17 protein-coding genes and 2 pseudogenes are annotated in these 16,286 nt (G+C 47.7%); 11 read left to right on the top strand and 8 right to left on the bottom strand.

Translation table 11 applies throughout. The features are described 5' to 3' along the window. Positions 1 to 140 precede the first annotated feature (140 nt). The 8 genes and pseudogenes from JCM14374_RS15775 to dnaA form a co-directional block, all read right to left on the bottom strand. A complete protein-coding gene (locus tag JCM14374_RS15775) occupies positions 141 to 938 on the bottom strand; it encodes a DNA gyrase C-terminal beta-propeller domain-containing protein (protein WP_369397324.1) in 798 nt (265 codons plus the stop codon). A gap of 38 nt (positions 939 to 976) precedes the next feature. Then, on the bottom strand, positions 977 to 2,578 hold the full coding sequence (locus JCM14374_RS08495) for a DNA topoisomerase (ATP-hydrolyzing) (RefSeq protein ID WP_369397325.1): 1,602 nt from the start codon (positions 2,576 to 2,578) through the stop codon (positions 977 to 979). A 16-nt stretch (positions 2,579 to 2,594) separates the two neighbouring features. After that, positions 2,595 to 4,503: pseudogene (gene gyrB, locus JCM14374_RS08500) on the bottom strand (DNA topoisomerase (ATP-hydrolyzing) subunit B). Next, positions 4,504 to 4,773, bottom strand: a complete 270-nt coding sequence (gene remB / locus JCM14374_RS08505) for an extracellular matrix regulator RemB (protein ID WP_242848912.1) — start codon at positions 4,771 to 4,773, stop codon at positions 4,504 to 4,506. After that, on the bottom strand, positions 4,770 to 4,934 hold the full coding sequence (locus JCM14374_RS13545; protein WP_157049047.1) for a hypothetical protein: 165 nt from the start codon (positions 4,932 to 4,934) through the stop codon (positions 4,770 to 4,772). Before JCM14374_RS13545 ends, remB begins: the two co-directional genes overlap by 4 nt. Next, positions 4,931 to 5,857, bottom strand: a complete 927-nt coding sequence (gene recF / locus JCM14374_RS08510) for a DNA replication/repair protein RecF (protein ID WP_054696052.1) — start codon at positions 5,855 to 5,857, stop codon at positions 4,931 to 4,933. Before recF ends, JCM14374_RS13545 begins: the two co-directional genes overlap by 4 nt. A gap of 18 nt (positions 5,858 to 5,875) precedes the next feature. Continuing rightward, complete coding sequence (gene dnaN / locus JCM14374_RS08515) at positions 5,876 to 7,015, bottom strand: DNA polymerase III subunit beta (protein WP_054696055.1); 1,140 nt, start codon at positions 7,013 to 7,015, stop codon at positions 5,876 to 5,878. Between the two features lie 244 nt (positions 7,016 to 7,259). Then, positions 7,260 to 8,556 (bottom strand): annotated as a pseudogene (gene dnaA, locus JCM14374_RS08520) (chromosomal replication initiator protein DnaA). 234 nt (positions 8,557 to 8,790) lie between these two features. Between dnaA and rpmH the strand changes: the two are divergent. The 11 genes from rpmH to JCM14374_RS08565 all read left to right on the top strand — a co-directional run bounded on the left by rpmH (position 8,791) and on the right by JCM14374_RS08565 (position 16,162). After that, on the top strand, positions 8,791 to 8,925 hold the full coding sequence (rpmH, locus tag JCM14374_RS08525; protein WP_054696058.1) for a 50S ribosomal protein L34: 135 nt from the start codon (positions 8,791 to 8,793) through the stop codon (positions 8,923 to 8,925). Between the two features lie 44 nt (positions 8,926 to 8,969). After that, positions 8,970 to 9,305 (top strand): ribonuclease P protein component, encoded by a 336-nt coding sequence (gene rnpA, locus JCM14374_RS08530; RefSeq protein ID WP_054696061.1) that lies wholly within the window; start codon positions 8,970 to 8,972, stop codon positions 9,303 to 9,305. Beyond that, a complete protein-coding gene (yidD, locus tag JCM14374_RS08535) occupies positions 9,299 to 9,508 on the top strand; it encodes a membrane protein insertion efficiency factor YidD (RefSeq protein ID WP_054696064.1) in 210 nt (69 codons plus the stop codon). The genes rnpA and yidD overlap by 7 nt, the downstream gene beginning before the upstream one ends. Before the next feature lie 7 nt (positions 9,509 to 9,515). Further along, a complete protein-coding gene (locus JCM14374_RS08540) occupies positions 9,516 to 10,148 on the top strand; it encodes a YidC/Oxa1 family membrane protein insertase (RefSeq protein WP_278279258.1) in 633 nt (210 codons plus the stop codon). After that, on the top strand, positions 10,136 to 10,582 hold the full coding sequence (locus JCM14374_RS15275) for a Jag N-terminal domain-containing protein (RefSeq protein WP_278279259.1): 447 nt from the start codon (positions 10,136 to 10,138) through the stop codon (positions 10,580 to 10,582). The genes JCM14374_RS08540 and JCM14374_RS15275 overlap by 13 nt, the downstream gene beginning before the upstream one ends. After that, positions 10,579 to 11,049 (top strand): RNA-binding cell elongation regulator Jag/EloR, encoded by a 471-nt coding sequence (gene jag, locus JCM14374_RS08545; protein WP_242848913.1) that lies wholly within the window; start codon positions 10,579 to 10,581, stop codon positions 11,047 to 11,049. The genes JCM14374_RS15275 and jag overlap by 4 nt, the downstream gene beginning before the upstream one ends. A gap of 131 nt (positions 11,050 to 11,180) precedes the next feature. After that, on the top strand, positions 11,181 to 11,549 hold the full coding sequence (locus tag JCM14374_RS14685; RefSeq protein WP_242848914.1) for a hypothetical protein: 369 nt from the start codon (positions 11,181 to 11,183) through the stop codon (positions 11,547 to 11,549). After that, a complete protein-coding gene (gene mnmE / locus JCM14374_RS08550; RefSeq protein ID WP_242848915.1) occupies positions 11,492 to 12,559 on the top strand; it encodes a tRNA uridine-5-carboxymethylaminomethyl(34) synthesis GTPase MnmE in 1,068 nt (355 codons plus the stop codon). Before JCM14374_RS14685 ends, mnmE begins: the two co-directional genes overlap by 58 nt. Before the next feature lie 195 nt (positions 12,560 to 12,754). Beyond that, positions 12,755 to 14,629, top strand: a complete 1,875-nt coding sequence (gene mnmG, locus JCM14374_RS08555) for a tRNA uridine-5-carboxymethylaminomethyl(34) synthesis enzyme MnmG (RefSeq protein ID WP_054696067.1) — start codon at positions 12,755 to 12,757, stop codon at positions 14,627 to 14,629. A gap of 9 nt (positions 14,630 to 14,638) precedes the next feature. Next, positions 14,639 to 15,259, top strand: coding sequence for a 16S rRNA (guanine(527)-N(7))-methyltransferase RsmG (rsmG, locus tag JCM14374_RS08560; protein ID WP_054696070.1), 621 nt, complete (start codon positions 14,639 to 14,641; stop codon positions 15,257 to 15,259). 39 nt (positions 15,260 to 15,298) lie between these two features. After that, complete coding sequence (locus JCM14374_RS08565; RefSeq protein WP_054696073.1) at positions 15,299 to 16,162, top strand: ParB/RepB/Spo0J family partition protein; 864 nt, start codon at positions 15,299 to 15,301, stop codon at positions 16,160 to 16,162. The last annotated feature ends 124 nt before the right edge of the window (positions 16,163 to 16,286 follow it).

A 16,286-nucleotide genomic window follows, 5' to 3' on the forward strand; every position in this document is an offset into this window, starting at 1 on the left:
TGTACTCCTCGCAACGACAAATACATAGTTTTAGTAACAATGACATATAGATAGCATACATCTGCCCTATGCTGGTAATGAACATCTGTGTTTATCTGTTTAAATCTGTGTATATCTGTGGTTAATTCGTACTCCGTTCCCTAATCCTCTTTTTCCACCTTGAACCTGGCTACGCCTACGATGGCATCGTTTTCGGGCAGCCGCATCAGGAGCACCCCGCGGGAATAACGCTTCTGTTGTGATATATCCTGGACTTCCAGGCGGATTAACTGCCCTTCTCCGGTGAGTATCACTAATTCCTCGTCAGGGGTAACCACCTTAAAATCAACCAGTTTGCCGGTTTTCTCCGACAGGTCTATGCTCTTTAATCCTTTGCCGCCCCGGTTCTGTTCCCTGAATTCCCCGACCGGAGTGCGTTTGCCATAGCCTTTTTCCGTAACCAGCAGGACATCGGCCCCTTCGATATACTTGTCCATTCCAGCCACGTAATCATTTTTACCCAGGCTGATGGCTTTTACCCCGCTGGCATTGCGTCCCATAGGTCTGATCTGCCCCTCATCAAAGGTGATAGAATACCCTGAGGAGGCGGCGATCATAAGCCGGTCCCCTTCCTGCACCCTTCTGACCCCGACCAGTTCGTCATCTTCCCGCAGGTTAACCGCTATAAGCCCATTGCGCCTGATGTTTTCAAAAGCTGATAAGGCCACTTTCTTGATAATACCTTGCCGGGTAACCATCATCAAATAATCACTGGAACCGAGTTTGCGTGCCGGCACCAGGGTAGTGACCATTTCTTCCGGCCGCAGTTCCAGGAAATTTATCAGGGGCAATCCTTTAGCCTGGCGCGAGGACTCGGGTATATGGTAGGCCCGGCTGGAAAAAACACGCCCCTGGTTGGTGAAAAAGAGTACATTGGCCAGGACGCTGGTGACAATCACCTGGTTGGCCGCATCCTCGGCTCTGATAGTCAGCGAGCTTACCCCTTTGCCTCCCCGGCGCTGGGCCCGGTAGCATCCAGCGGCTGCCGTTTTACATAGCCCCGGTCACTGAGGGTTATCATCACTTCATGATCATCGATAAAATCTTCTACATCATAATCCGATTCTTCGTGGCTGATTTCGGTGCGGCGCTCATCGCCGTATTTGTTGCGTATTTCATGCAGGTCTTCTTTGATCATGGCCCGAATTCTTTCGGGCCGGGCCAGTATATCCTCAAAGTCGGCGATACGGGCCAGCAATTCCCGGTATTCTTCTTCCAGGCGGTTTCTCTCCAGCCCGGTCAGCTGGGCCAGACGCATATCCAGAATAGCATTGGCCTGGATTTCACTCAGGTCATAATTGCTCATTAAGGCCTGCCGGGCAGTCTCCCGATCTTTGCTGCTGCGTATCAGGTTTATTATCTCATCCAGATGGTCAATGGCGATGCGCAGGCCTTCCACTATATGCAGCCGCTTGCGGGCCAATTCCAATTCATAACGGGTACGGCGGCTTAAAACCTCCTTGCGGTGGTCGATATAATTCTGCAGTACCTCCCTGAGATTTAAAACCTGGGGTTGTCCTTTCACCAGAGCCAGCATAATAACCCCGAAGCTTTCTTCCATCTGGGTATGTTTGAACAGTTTATTGACGATAACATTTATATTAGCGTCCCTTCGCACCTCCACTACCACGCGCATGCCCTGGCGGTCTGATTCATCCCGCAGGTCCACTATACCGTCAATTTTCTTATCCCTGACCAGTTCCGCAATCTTTTCCACCAGCCGGGCCTTGTTAACCTGATAGGGCAGTTCGGTTATTATAATGGCGTTTTTGCCGCTTTTTCTTTCTTCTATCTCATAGCGCGCCCGCACCTTTATGCTGCCTCTTCCGGTGGCATAGGCCTGTCTTATGCCCTGGACGCCCATAATAATTCCCCCGGTGGGGAAATCTGGGCCGGGAATGTCCTGCATGATTTCTTCTATGCTGGTTTCCGGATTGTCTATGAGTCTGTCCAGGCCGTTTACCACCTCGCGCAGATTGTGCGGGGGTATATTGGTAGCCATACCTACAGCTATCCCCGCGGAACCGTTTATTATCAGGTTCGGTATCCGGGAGGGCAGCACCTGGGGCTCTTCACGGCTGTCATCATAGTTGGGACGCCAGTCCACGGTATCCTTATCTATGTCTTTCAGCATTTCCCCGGCGATTTCAGACATCCGGCTCTCGGTATAGCGCATGGCCGCCGCTGAGTCTCCATCGACTGAGCCGAAATTACCGTGTCCGTCTATTAACGGATAACGCATGGAAAAATCCTGGGCCATCTTGACCATAGTCTGGTAAATGGCGGCATCGCCGTGCGGATGGTATTTACCCATAACTTCGCCCACGATATTGGCTGATTTTTTATGGGGTTTGTCGTGGGTCATGCCCATATCCTGCAGGGCATATAGGATGCGCCGGTGCACCGGTTTTAACCCGTCGCGCACATCGGGAATGGCGCGCGACACAATAACACTCATGGAATATTCCAGGAAAGAGCGCCTTACTTCTTTCTCTATATCGATCTCTATGATACGGTCGAATAAACTGCCTTCCTGCAAGGCTTAGTCCTCCCTCTTATATATCTAGATTAGTGGCGTACCTGGCATAGGTTTGAATAAACTCCTTGCGGGGCTCTACGTTTTCCCCCATTAAATCAGAGAAAATCTGATCGGCCTGCAGGGCATCCTCAATACTGACCTGCAGAATCGTCCGGTTTTCCGGGTTCATAGTGGTTTCCCACAGCTGCTCAGGGTCCATTTCGCCCAAACCTTTATAGCGCTGTATGGCCCATTTCTTATTGGAGCTTTGTATGAACTGGTTCATTTTATCTTCTTCCAGGAAATAATGAATCTCGCTGCCTCTTTTAACCCCGTAGAGAGGGGGTTGGGCGATATATACATAGCCGTTTTCAATCAGTTCCCGCATATACCGGTAAAAGAAGGTTAAGAGCAGAACCCGGATATGCGATCCGTCGACATCGGCGTCGGTCATAATAAAAAGCTTGTGGTAGCGGGCTTTTTGATATCAAAATCTTCGTCAATCCCTGTGCCGATGGCGGTTATCAAGGCCTTTATCTCCTCGTTGGAGAGCACCTTGTCCAAGCGTGATTTCTGAACATTAAGAATCTTGCCGCGCAGGGGCAGGATGGCCTGGTAATTGCGATCCCGGGCCTGCTTGGCTGAGCCTCCCGCCGAGTCTCCTTCTACTATATAAAGTTCGCAGCGGCTGGGATTGCGGTCGCTGCAATCAGCCAGTTTTCCAGGCAGCGTGCTGGATTCCAGAGCGTTCTTGCGCTTGTCAGCTCGCGGGCTTTTTTGGCCGCCTCGCGGGCTCGCCGGGCAGCCAGGCTCTTTTCTACGACCTTGCGGGCCGCGGACGGATTTTCATTGAGATAATCCCCTAAAAACTCATTAACCGCACTCTCTACCAGACCTCTTACATAAGTGTTGCCCAGCTTGGTCTTGGTTTGTCCCTCAAACTGCGGTTCTTTTACCAGGACGGAAATAATTCCGGCTACTCCTTCCCTTATGTCTTCACCGGCCAGATTGTTGTCGTTTTCTTTGAGCATATTATTTTTGCGGGCATAATCATTTATTACCCGGGTCAATGCGTTTTTAAAGCCTATCTCATGGGTTCCGCCTTCCTGGGTGCGGATATTATTAGCAAAAGAGTAGATGTTTTCGCTGTATCCGGTATTGTATTGCAGGGCTGCCTGCACTACCAGGTCTTCTCTGCGGGTTTCAAAGTAGAATGGTTTATCATTGAGAATTTCTTTGTTCTTATTTATATAGGCCACAAAATCCCGCAGGCCTCCGGAATAGTGAAATTCCCTGGTATACGGCGGTTCCTCGCGTTCGTCGCGAAAATTAATGGTAATATTGCTGTTCAAAAAGGACAGTTCGCGCAGCCTCTGAATAATTATTTCCCGTTCAAAAACCCTTTCTTCAAAGATCTCTTCATCAGGAACGAAGTGAATACTGGTACCGGTAGCCTGCGTTTCTTCCCCGGGTTCCAATGGCGAAACCGGTTTGCCTTGTTCATATTTCTGCCGGTAAACGCGTCCATCCTTCTTGACGGTGACTTCCATGCGGCTTGACAGGGCGTTGACTACTGAAAGACCCACTCCATGCAGACCGCCGGAAATATTATACCCGCTGCCTCCGAACTTGCCGCCGGAGTGCAAAGTGGTCATTATTACTTCCAAAGCCGGAATACCCATGAGCGGGTGAATGTCTACCGGAATACCGCGCCCGTTATCGCTGACGGTTACGCTGTTGTCCTGATGAACAGCCACTTCTATATGATTGCAGAATCCGGCTACGGCTTCATCTATACTGTTGTCCACTATTTCAAAAACCAGGTGATGCAGTCCCCGGGGGCCGGTAGACCCTATGTACATCCCGGGCCGTTTGCGAACCGCCTCTAATCCTTCCAGAACCTGGATATCGGACGCGTTGTAAGAAGCTTCAGTTTTGTGCAATATCTAAACCTCCTTGTACGGGTTCAGGGCGCGCCTGAACAGGGTAGTAGACGAAATGGGCGACAGATAAACCCGGTCCTTGCATATAACCGCGGATTTTTCTCTGCCGCTTTTGCACAGCGGGGATAATTTCTTATCCAGACGGGCCGCTTCGATAATATCTTCAATATCCTCAGAAACCGGTTGATCCAGATTCAATATGGCAATCAGATCACATGTGAATATAATATTGTTGCTGCCCAGATGCATGTACATATTGCCTGCTCCTTTCATCTTATCTGTCCGCCTGCAACCTGCTTGACGATGCCTTGCGGGCATTTCAGGTCACCCAGACTGACAGCGGTCAGAAAACTTTGAAATTCTGCTCTTTGCAGGTAATCCAGCAGTTTTTGTTTGCGATTTTCATCCAGCTCTGATAAAACATCGTCTATCAAAAAACCGGGTAAAACCCCGTTATTGCTCTCATCGTATGGATTTCCGCCAGTTTGAGGCTGACGGCCAGAGTTCTTAGCTGCCCCTGTGAGGCATAATCACGCGCGATTCTATCATTAAGGTAGATATGCATATCGTCCAGATGCGGCCCTATGAGACTGGTTTTACGGCGCACCTCTTCCGGATATTTTTCTCTGAGAGCGTTTAGCATTGATTCACGCACTATATCCAGATTAATTTTACCACTAATAACGGGAAATGAAAGGGCATAGCGTATTTTTACAATTCCTTCTTCATTCATATCCCGGCAGTGCAAGAGACTGTTTTCTTCCAGGCTGTGTATAAGCTTAATCCGGGCCAGGATTATCTGAACCGCGTTTTCTACATACAATTCATTTATTATTTTAAAGGAACTGGGCTCATAAGTCCCGCTTCGTAATAACAGATTCCTTTTTTTTAAAATTTTACCATAATTATTATGATAATAGCTATATTGCGGGTAAAGATTTTTTAACAGGCTGTCCATAAAACCGCGCCTTTTATCAGGGCTGCCTTTAACCAAATACAAATCGTCTGGGGTAAACAGCACCACCCGCAGACGATCCTCATGATGTTGCAGAGCCTTATGGTTATTTATTTTATATTCTTTGCCGCGCTCTGAATCATAGAATAAATAAGCTTCTAAATAGCGCTCCCCCAGGCAGTAATGTGCTTTCAACCGGAAAAAACGGCTGTGGTAGTTGACCAGATTGCGGTCATTATGGGTACGAAAAGAATTGGTATGGGCCAGGACATAAATACTCTCTAAAATGTTGGTTTTGCCCTGGGCGTTCGCGCCTATGAACAGGTTTAACCCCGGCTGAGGCTGGTAATCCAGCGACTCCAGGTTCCGAAAATTATGTGTTTTTAGCCTGAGTATCTTCAATTCCTTCGTCCAATATTCTTATCTGCTGGTTCGCAGCGGAACCAGTACATAAAGATAATTATTTTTTTCTGGGTTGTGAATCAAAGCCGGGCTGAAAGGCCCGGAAAATTTTATTTCCAGTTCCTCGCCTTCACCCTGTAAAACCCGTACCGCATCTAAAAAATAATTGGTATTAAGCGTGATTTTAAGTTCATTTTCCCCCGAAATACTAATATCATCCACCCGTTCATTCAACTCGCCCATCAGATCGGAATAGGCGTAAAATGAAGCCTCTCCCTGGTTAAGACTTAGCTGCACATACTGAAGTTTGAGGTTTTCATCACGGGGCATGGTACGGGCTCGATCCAGGATTTCAGCCAGAACGCCTGTTTTTATTCTGAGCTGGTTTATAAAATTAACCGGAATTACCTGGTTATATGCAGGATACTGGCCATTGATAAGGCGGGACAGCAGCAGAATATTTTTCCAGGTGAATATAACATTATTCTCCTGCAGAGCGATCTTAACCGGTTCGTCACTGTCATTAAGCACCCGCAGCAATTCATGGGCGGTGCGCAGGGGCAGAACAAAATTGCAGGGTTTTATAAGGTCTGAGTTCATTTCATACTGGAAAAAAGCCAATCGATGGGTGTCAGACGCCACCACTTTCAAAACATTTTCTGCGGATAATTCAAAAAAAACCCCGGTAAAGACCTGACGAAAGTGATTAAGTGCGGCGGCAAAAGCTGTTTTCTTCAAGGCTTCTTTTAATACCCGCTGAGGCAGTTCAAAGGATTCCACAGCCCCTTCCAACAGCAAATCTGGGTATTCGTAATCCTGGTATGTATTAATAGAGCCGGAAGAACGGCCATATAATACTTTAAGTTTGGAAGTCTGCGTATCATATTCAATATTGAGACGCGTATCAGGGACAGATTTAATAAAACTATTAAAATAACTGGCATTAACCAGTACCTTTCCGGGTTGTATAACCTCAATATTAGTTGTATTAGCCTTGATGCCTATTTCCATGTCAGTAGCGGTTAAGGTCAGTCCGGTAGCAGGGTCTAAATCAAGTAATATGCCGGATAATACCGGAATGGAATTTTTGCTGGACGCCGCCCGGTAAACCAGATTACATAAATCAGATAGTTCTTGTTTGTCGATGGAGAATTTCATTATGCATACCTCCGTAAATTTTGCCGATGGCTGTTTTTTTTATTTTTTATTAACAAAAAAGAGTCGTAGTAATAGTAAGCGCTATGGATACTGTGGAAAACAGGAACGGGGACAAGCTGTCCGCCGTCTGTGGCTATTAATAAACTGTGTATAATAAGCAATGTTTTAATAAGTTCTCCTTATCTTCCTGGCTTAAAAAGCGTTAGGGTTACCTCAAGCTGAATGCGGAAATTATGCTAGTAAATCAGGGACTGATTTTTTTACACATCATTTCTACTATTTTATTTAATTCGCCATCAGTTACCAATTCCCTTTCAACTTTTTCATAGGCGTGGATAACGGTGGTATGGTCACGGCCGCCAAACTGTTCGCCTATTTGAGGGTACGAAGCTTCAGTCAAGCGCCGGCAAAGGTACATGGCAATCTGCCGCGGGTAAACCAGCTGTTTGTTCCTTTTTTTTAGACAAAAATTCGTTCATATCAATATTAAAGTATTCTGCCACTGATTTCTGGATATGTTCTATGGTGATGAGTTTCTGGCTAGGAGGGGGAAGGATGTCCCTTAAGGCTTCAATAGCCGTTTCCATATTTAATTCTTTGCAGGTTATGGTGGCATAGGCCGCCAGACGCACAAGGGCGCCTTCCAGTTCCCGGATGTTGGAATCTATGCAATTGGCTATATAGTCCAAAATATCGTAAGGAATGTTCAGATTATCATTTTGTGCTTTTTTGCGCAGTATAGCTATGCGCGTTTCCAGATCAGGGGGCTGGATATCGGTAATCAAACCCCATTCAAATCGCGAACGCAAGCGGTCTTCCAGCGTGGGTATGCTGCGGGGAGGCCGGTCGCTGGAGATTACCACCTGTTTATTAGACTCATAAAGGGTATTAAAGGTATGGAAAAATTCTTCCTGGGTGCGCTCTTTGCCGGCCAGGAATTGGATATCGTCTATAAGCAAAACGTCTATGGTGCGGTATTTATTGCGAAATCCAGGCATGGAGTCATCCCTGATAGAACTGATTAATTCATTGGTAAACTGTTCCGAGGAAACATATACTACCGAATTATGGGGCCGCCGCGCCAGAATGTGATGGCCGATAGCCTGCATTAAATGCGTTTTGCCCAGGCCGACTCCTCCGTATATAAAGAGCGGGTTGTAAGCCTTAAAAGGTGATTCCCCTACGGCATAACAGGCGGCGTGGGCAAATCGGTTGCTGTTGCCCACCACGAAGGTATCAAAGGTATATTTGGAGTTCAAGCCGGAATAGTCATCTTTCTCAGGATTTGATTCTGTGGTTAAGACCAGGTTGATATCCTGGCTGGTAAGGGAACGGAGTTTGTTGGTCAACATATCTATATAGCGCGACTCAATCCATTCCTTGGTTAAAGTGTTGGGAACACTTATGTAAACGGAGTTATTATGGAAGGCTTTATATTTAACCATGGAAAACCAGATGTCAAAACTGGTCTGATCGATATCAGTGGCAATATTGTGCAAGACCTCGTTCCATACTGCGGAAAAATCAAATTCACCTGACATGGGAAATCCCCCTGTTGATTATGTGGAATAATTACTGTGGATATGTTGACTTCCTGTGGACAAAATTCGCCATATTCAGCGCGATAGCCGGGCAGACAACATAAAAACACAGTATAATAATAGCAGATAGAAAAGATTTTTAGAAGCATTTAGAAAGCCAGCAATCTTGACATTAAGGGACTTAAATAAATATAATGATAAAGTGCTGGAAAATTCAAGGGAGGAGCTTATATAATGAAACGCACTTACCAACCTAAAAACAGGCAGAGAAAGAAAGTCCACGGCTTCAGGCAGAGAATGTCAACGCCCGGAGGCAGAAAAGTACTGGCCAGTCGCAGGAGAAAAGGCAGGAAGGCATTATCAGCATAGGTCGTAAAAACGGCCTTTTGTTTTCTAGATGAAAGAGCAGGCAGATGCTGAAAAACATTAATCGCCTGCGGGATAACCGCAGCTTTAACCGGGCATATAAAAACGGGCGCCGCATCAATGGCAGGTATGTATTGCTATTCGTAACCGCAAACGAAACGGCGCATAATCGTTTTGGCATTGTGACCAGTAAGAAAACCGGTAAAGCTGTAGCACGAAACCTTTATAAAAGACGGCTGCGAGCCATCCTGGAGAAAGAAATGGACAGGTTATCAGGCAGCCATGATGTAGTGGTTGTAGCCAGGCACAATATCGGTGAAGCCAGTTTTGAGGCATTGCAAAAGGACATGTTGATTGTCTTGAGAAAGGCCGGTTTATGTTAGGCAAGATTGCGGTTTTCCTCATAAAAGTGTACCAGAAGGCAAGCTTTTTCAAAGCTCCTTCATGCAGGTTTTATCCATCCTGTTCCAGTTACAGTATAGAGGCCATTGAAAAATATGGGGTACTAAAAGGGGGATGGTTGGCCGCAAAAAGAATAAGTCGGTGTCATCCTTTCCATGCGGGAGGCTTTGATCCCGTCCCCTGATAAAAGTATGGGGCCGGGAGTTTTGGCGTTCATAGATTTCGAGGAGGTGAAACCTGCCCTAATATTATGGCAGGGTCTGGGCAATATGTGGCATGCATTTGTACAATGGTTTGCGAACGTAATCCAGTTTTTCTACGGCATTACGGTTCATATGGGGATAGCCAACTATGGCGTGGCTATTATTTTGATAACCATAGTAATCAAACTGGCGTTGTTCCCCTTAACCCAAAAACAACTAAAATCTATGCGGACTATGCAGGAAATGCAGCCGCGCATGAAATGGATTCAGGAAAAATATAAAGACGATCCGCAAACCATGCAGACGGAAATAATGAAAATGTACAAAGAACACGGTGCCAGCCCATTTTCCGGATGTTTGCCGCTGCTGATCCAGATGCCAATTTTTATTGCGTTCTATCAAGCCCTCTTACAGATGAGCAAAACCGCGTTTCTGCACGCAGCCGATCCAGGCTTTCTATGGATTGCCAACCTGGGCGTAATCGTCAGCAAAGACCCGTCTATAACCCGCTTTATCCTGCCCCTGCTGGCAGGCTTTACCACTTATTATCAACAGAAGATCACCATGTTGACACCAAGGATCCCACCCAGAAGTCGATGTTATACTTTATGCCCCTCATGATGGCCTGGATTGCCTACACGGTTCCAGCCGGGCTGTCAGTCTATTGGGTCATGTTTAACATCCTGGGGATTTTACAGCAGCTGTATGTGAACTACACCCACGGGAATGTAAAACTGGCGGCTGGAACAGGCGCGGTTATTCAAACCGGTATGGAAGCAAAACAGGAAATAGAACCCGAACCGGAAAAAGCCAAAAAACCAGAAAAGCAAACAGAAAAAAAGTCTTCCGCGTTGATAATACGGCAAGGAGGGACAAAGGAGGAAAGAGTAGTAATGGAGGTCCAGTCAATCGAAAAAAAAGGAAGAACCGTTGATGAGGCCATTAAAGCGGCCCTGGATGAACTTGGCTGCGATATCGATGATGTAACTATCGAGATTTTGGAAGAACCCAGCAAAGGCCTGCTGGGCCTGGTAGCAAAAAGCCGGCAGTGGTGAAGCTCAGCCTGAGAGAGAAACCAGAAGATGAAGCCCGCCGAACCCTGGAAGAATTATTAACCCATATGAAAATCGACTACCAGATAAACAGGGTTGAATGGGATAATGGCAGAGTACGCATCAATCTCACCGGCAAGGATATGGGACTGCTGATCGGCAGAAAAGGCGAAACTTTAAATTCGGTGCAGTTTATACTGAGCTTGATGCTCAACCGCGGCCGCGAGGAGAAAATCCATGTGACCCTGGATGTCGAGGACTACCGCAAGAAGAAGGAAGAATCCCTGGAGGCCCTGGCCATAAGGTTGTCGGATAAGGTGAAGAAAACCAGGAAAAACGTGGTCATGCGCCCCATGAATTCTCAAGAGCGCCGTATAGTACACACGGTTCTGCAGGGCGACCCGAGCATTACCACCTATTCTTTGGGTGACGAACCCAATCGCAAAGTGGTTATTTCCTTGAAAAAATAACCGTACAAACATAACCTTGAAAAAAAAGCACCGGCGGTGACCGGTGCTTTTATATGGCTCCATTGTTTATATTTTTATGCTTCTGGTAAGATAACTAATGAGAAAAAAACTAAAGCCCAGGAGGGAAAGTTATGCTGGTCGATGATATTGCCGCCCTGTCTACTCCGCCCGGGGAGGGAGGCATAGCCATAGTGCGCTTAAGCGGTCCGGGTGTGATCGAAAAAGTACAGCGCTTTTTCAAACCGCGCCGGGCCGGGTATGAAATAAGTCAAAGGCCGGCCTATTCACTGACTCTGGGATGGATAACAGATGAAGCGGGAGAAATAATCGACGAGGTTTTGCTGGGGCTTATGAAGGCTCCCCACAGCTATACCGGGGAAGATGTGGTGGAGATAAACTGCCATGGCGGTTTTGTCCCGGCACGCCGGTGTTTACAGAGGCTTTGGCTGAAGATATTCGCCCCGCCGGGCCGGGAGAATTCACCCGCCTGGCTTTTTTAAATGGCCGCCTGGACTTAAGTCAGGCCGAAGCCGTCATTGACGTCATTCGCTCCAAGAGTGACAAGGGCATGCGCCTGGCTTTGCGGCAGCTGCAGGGAACTAACGCTCATTATATAGCAGCGCTGGAAGATGGCTTAACCTGGATAAACGCTATGCTGGAAGCAAGCCTGGATTTTCCTGATGAGGTGGGCGATCCTGATTACGATGAAATCCGGCAGCGCATCGACGCCATGTTGGACCAGCTGGATAAAATGCTGGCAGCGGCTAAACGGAGTCAGGTATATTATGAAGGGGTATCGGTAGCTATTTGCGGGAAGCCGAATGTGGGCAAGTCAAGCTGGCTGAATATATTGCTGCAGAAGGAAAAGGCTATCGTTACTGACATACCGGGTACTACCCGGGACGTGATAGAGGATTATCTGAATATACGCGGTATACCGGTTAAGCTGATGGATACCGCTGGTATCCGCGCCAGCGAGGAACCGGTAGAAAAAATCGGGGTAACCCGTTCCTACCAGGTTATAGAGCAGGCCGACCTGGTCATATTAATGCTGGACGCAGCTGCCGGGGTCACTCCCGAGGATATGAAAATCTATGAACTCATCGACCGGGACCGGCTCATCGTCCTGGTAAACAAAGAAGATGTGCGGGAAAAAAAGCTGGATGAAAAGGCCCTGCGGGAACTTTTCCCCGGGGTAAAGATAATTCACGGGTCAGCTTTAGAAATGACCGGGCTTACACAGTTAGAAACTGCTATAGAGGAAGCGGTGCTCTCAGGGCAGCTGGAAACTGACAACCTGGAACTTATGATAAATGCTCGCCAGCAAAGCCTGCTGGAACGAGCCCATCGTCACCTGCAAGACACCCGTGCCGCCCTGGGAAGCGTTCCTTTGGATTGCCTGGGGGTAGATACCATGGCCGCCCTGGAAGCTCTGGGAGAGATAAGCGGAAAGAACCTGAAAGAAGAAGCCATAGACCGGATTTTTCAGGAATTCTGCATAGGAAAATAAAGGGGAATTCACCACAGATGAACACAGATTTTTCACAGATACACACAGATACTTAAAAAAACAACGCAGTTTATAGCAGAAACTTAATCAATCCGGTATGTTTGGATTATCTGTGTTCATCAGTGTATCATCTGTGTAAATCTGTGATTAATCGTTCATTTAATAATTGTCACCTAATATATTAGGAGGTTGGTTATGATATATCAGGCGGGAAAATATGATGTGGTCGTGGTGGGGGCCGGGCATGCGGGCTGTGAAGCCGCTTTGGCCGCCGCGCGCATGGGCTGCGCCACCTTACTGATGACCCTTAGCATAGAACATATAGCCCTGATGCCATGCAACCCTTCGATTGGAGGTCCGGCCAAGGCGCAGGTAGTCAGGGAGATTGATGCCCTGGGCGGGCAAATGGCGATTAATATCGACCGGGCCTATTTACAGATGCGCAACATAAATACCGGCAAAGGTCCGGCGGTACAGGCGCTGCGGGCTCAAGCCGATAAACAGGATTACCACCGGGAAATGTTAAAAACCCTGCAGGCAGAACCTAACCTGGACATAATGATGGGCGAGATACAAGACATCGAAGTTGCCGCAGGCAGGGTATCAGCCATTATTACTAAAACCGGAGCCCGGTTTAGCTGCCGGGCGGTGGTTCTCACCACGGGCACTTATCTAAGGGGCCGCATTATAATAGGGGATGTAGTCTATAATGCCGGACCGGGTAATCAGCTGCCCCCTATGTTGTTGTCTGACAAACTAAGAGATCTGGGTCTTAAACTAGGAAGGTTCAAGACCGGAACCCCCCCGCGTATCAACCGGCGCTCGGTTGATTTTTCCAAGATGGAGGAACAGCCAGGGGACGAACGGCCGCTGAGGTTCTCTTTTATCAGTCCCCGCATACCCCGGCCTCAGCTTTCCTGCTGGCTGACCCACAGCAACCCGCAAACCCATCGCATAGTAATGGATAATATAGACAGGTCGCCGCTTTTTACCGGGGTTATTGAAGGGAGGGGGCCGCGCTATTGTCCCTCCTTTGAGGACAAGGTAGTGCGTTTTGCCCACAAGGATGCGCACCAATTGTTTATTGAACCGGAAGGACGCTATACCGATGAAATGTATGTTCAGGGCATGAACACCAGCCTGCCTGAGGATGTGCAGATCCAGGTGCTGCGCAGTATACCGGGTTTGGAAAATGTGCAGATGATGCGCACCGGCTATGCTATCGAATACGATTACGTAATACCGTCACAACTGAAACTAAGCCTGGAAACACGGGCGGTGGAAGGGTTGTTTACCGCCGGGCAGATTAATGGAACTTCAGGGTATGAGGAAGCGGCGGCTCAGGGCCTCATAGCCGGAATTAACGCATCATTACGCGTACAGGAAAGAGAACCTTTTATCCTGAAACGCAGCGAAGCCTACATCGGGGTACTGATAGATGATCTGGTTACCAAGGATTTAGATGAACCGTACCGGCTGCTGACCTCACGGGCTGAATACCGGCTCTTGCTGCGGCAGGATAATGCTGACCTGCGCTTAACGGAAAAGGGTTATGAGCTAGGGCTGGCTGATTCCGCCAGGTGGGCGAGTTTTTGCGCAAAGAAAAATATAATTGAAGAAGAACGGCTGCGGCTGCAAAAGACTTATGTACAACCTGACAATGCAGGGATAAAAACGCTCCTTCAGCACAGGCAGAGTACGCCTTTGCGGGATAGGGTCTCCAGCTGGGATTTACTGCGCAGACCGGAGATAAAGGCCGAAGACTTCGTGGAATTAGGGCTCTTAGGGGAAATGGACCACGATATTCTGGAACAAATAGAAATCCAGGCAAAATACGAAGGCTATATCCGCAAGCAGGAAGAACAGGTGAAAAGATTTGAGAAAATGGAGAATCGCAAGATACCTGAAGATACTGACTACAGCCAGGTGTATGGTTTATCAAATGAAGCCGTGGCTAAACTGATGGAGAAAAGACCGGCTTCAATCGGCCAGGCATCGAGGTTGGCCGGAGTAAATCCCGCTGACATAAATATTTTATTAATTTTTCTGGAGAAAAAAAGAAGGAAATAGGAATCATATATGGAATATAATGTAAATATATTCAAGCGGCTGCTGTGGAACGAAAATGAAAAACAAAACCTGATCAGCCGGAAAAGCTCTTTTGAAGAAATTGACAAACACCTGGAGGACAGCCTGCGGGTTTTGGAGTTCATTGACTTCAATAACAAGAAGGTCGTTGATATCGGCAGCGGGGCAGGCTTTCCGGGTTTAATTTTAGCTATTTATGAGCCTAATCTGCAAATGACGCTTTTGGAAGCGGATCAAAAGAAGAGCCAATTTCTAAGGCGGGTCAAGGATGAATTAAGGCTTAACAACGTTGAAGTTGTGAATCGTCGCGTGGAGGAGGCGGGACAAGATCGCGATTTCCGGGAGAACTTTGATTTGTGTACGGCCAGGGCTGTGGCGGCCATGAATGTTTTGCTTGAATATGGGATGCCGTTTTTAAAAGTGGACGGAAAACTATTGCTGTGGAAGGGACGAAATTATAACGAGGAAATATGCCAGGCAGGCAACGCCTTGCAGTTACTTGATGCTGAGGTGGAAGAGGTGTTTTATTATACTTTGATGGAGGATCTGGACCGGGTAATAGTGGCGATAAAAAAAGGGGCGCCAGCCCGGATAAATACCCGCGCCGGGTAGGTATTCCATCGAAGCGGCCTTTGTGAGAGGGGGACACAAATGGTTGGCATTAAATTAGATAGATTAATAGGAAGGGAAAAAACCACCGCCGTCTGCAAAATACCGCTTGATCAGATCAGACCCAATCCATTCAATCCACGCCAGGAATACACTCAGGAAGAACTGCTGCAATTAGCTCAATCGATAAAAAACCACGGTATTATACAACCGATAATTGTGCGGCCTCACTTGGATGGTTGTTATCAAGTTGTTTGCGGTGAACGGCGTTTCCGGGCTTGCTGCCTGTTGGGGATGTCTGCCATCCCGGCGGTAGTCCAGGAGATGGAGGATGAAAAGGCTGCCGTTATAGGTATAGTTGATAATATGCACCGCCAGAACCTGAATTATTTTGAAGAAGCCCGCGCATATCATATCCTGGCCCACAAAGCCGGTCTGAAGCAGGAGGATATAGCGCGCAAAACCGGGCGCAGCCAGGCAAATATAGTAAAGAAGCTCAGGCTCCTGCTTATACCCGATAGGGTCAGGGCCATGATTTCCACCGATATAATAGCCGAACGTCAGGTCCAATCACTTTTGAAGCTTACCTCAGCGGAAGCACAGATGGAGGTTATAAACAGAATTTATGAACAGGAACTCTCCCCCCGGGAGAGCGAAGCGCTCGTGGAAAAGCTGAGCCAGAACAACCTTCCGCAAGAAAACCGCACCCGTTTCGGAGGCCAGAATGTATCCGTGCTGATTCGGGATACCCGTATATTTTTTAATACCATTAAAGAAACCGTAAAAAGGGCCCGGCAAACAGGGGTGGATATAAGCCTGAGTGAACGCGATGGGGAAGAAGAATATGAGATTGTTATCCGCGTCAATAAGACTGCCCCGAGCCTGCGCATGGCGGCCCCGGGCTAAAATATATTAATCCGACAGAAGCACGTGACTTGACCCAGCCGCAAAACTTGCGGGCGCTTGATTTGCGCAGCCAAGGGGGAAGCGGAGCAATTTATTGTCAGGTAGAATTTAGCAGGAAGAAGCC

Origin of the sequence: Syntrophomonas palmitatica JCM 14374, from assembly GCF_001311885.1 — a bacterium.
In the GTDB taxonomy this organism is placed as follows: Bacteria; Bacillota; Syntrophomonadia; order Syntrophomonadales; family Syntrophomonadaceae; genus Syntrophomonas_A; species Syntrophomonas_A palmitatica.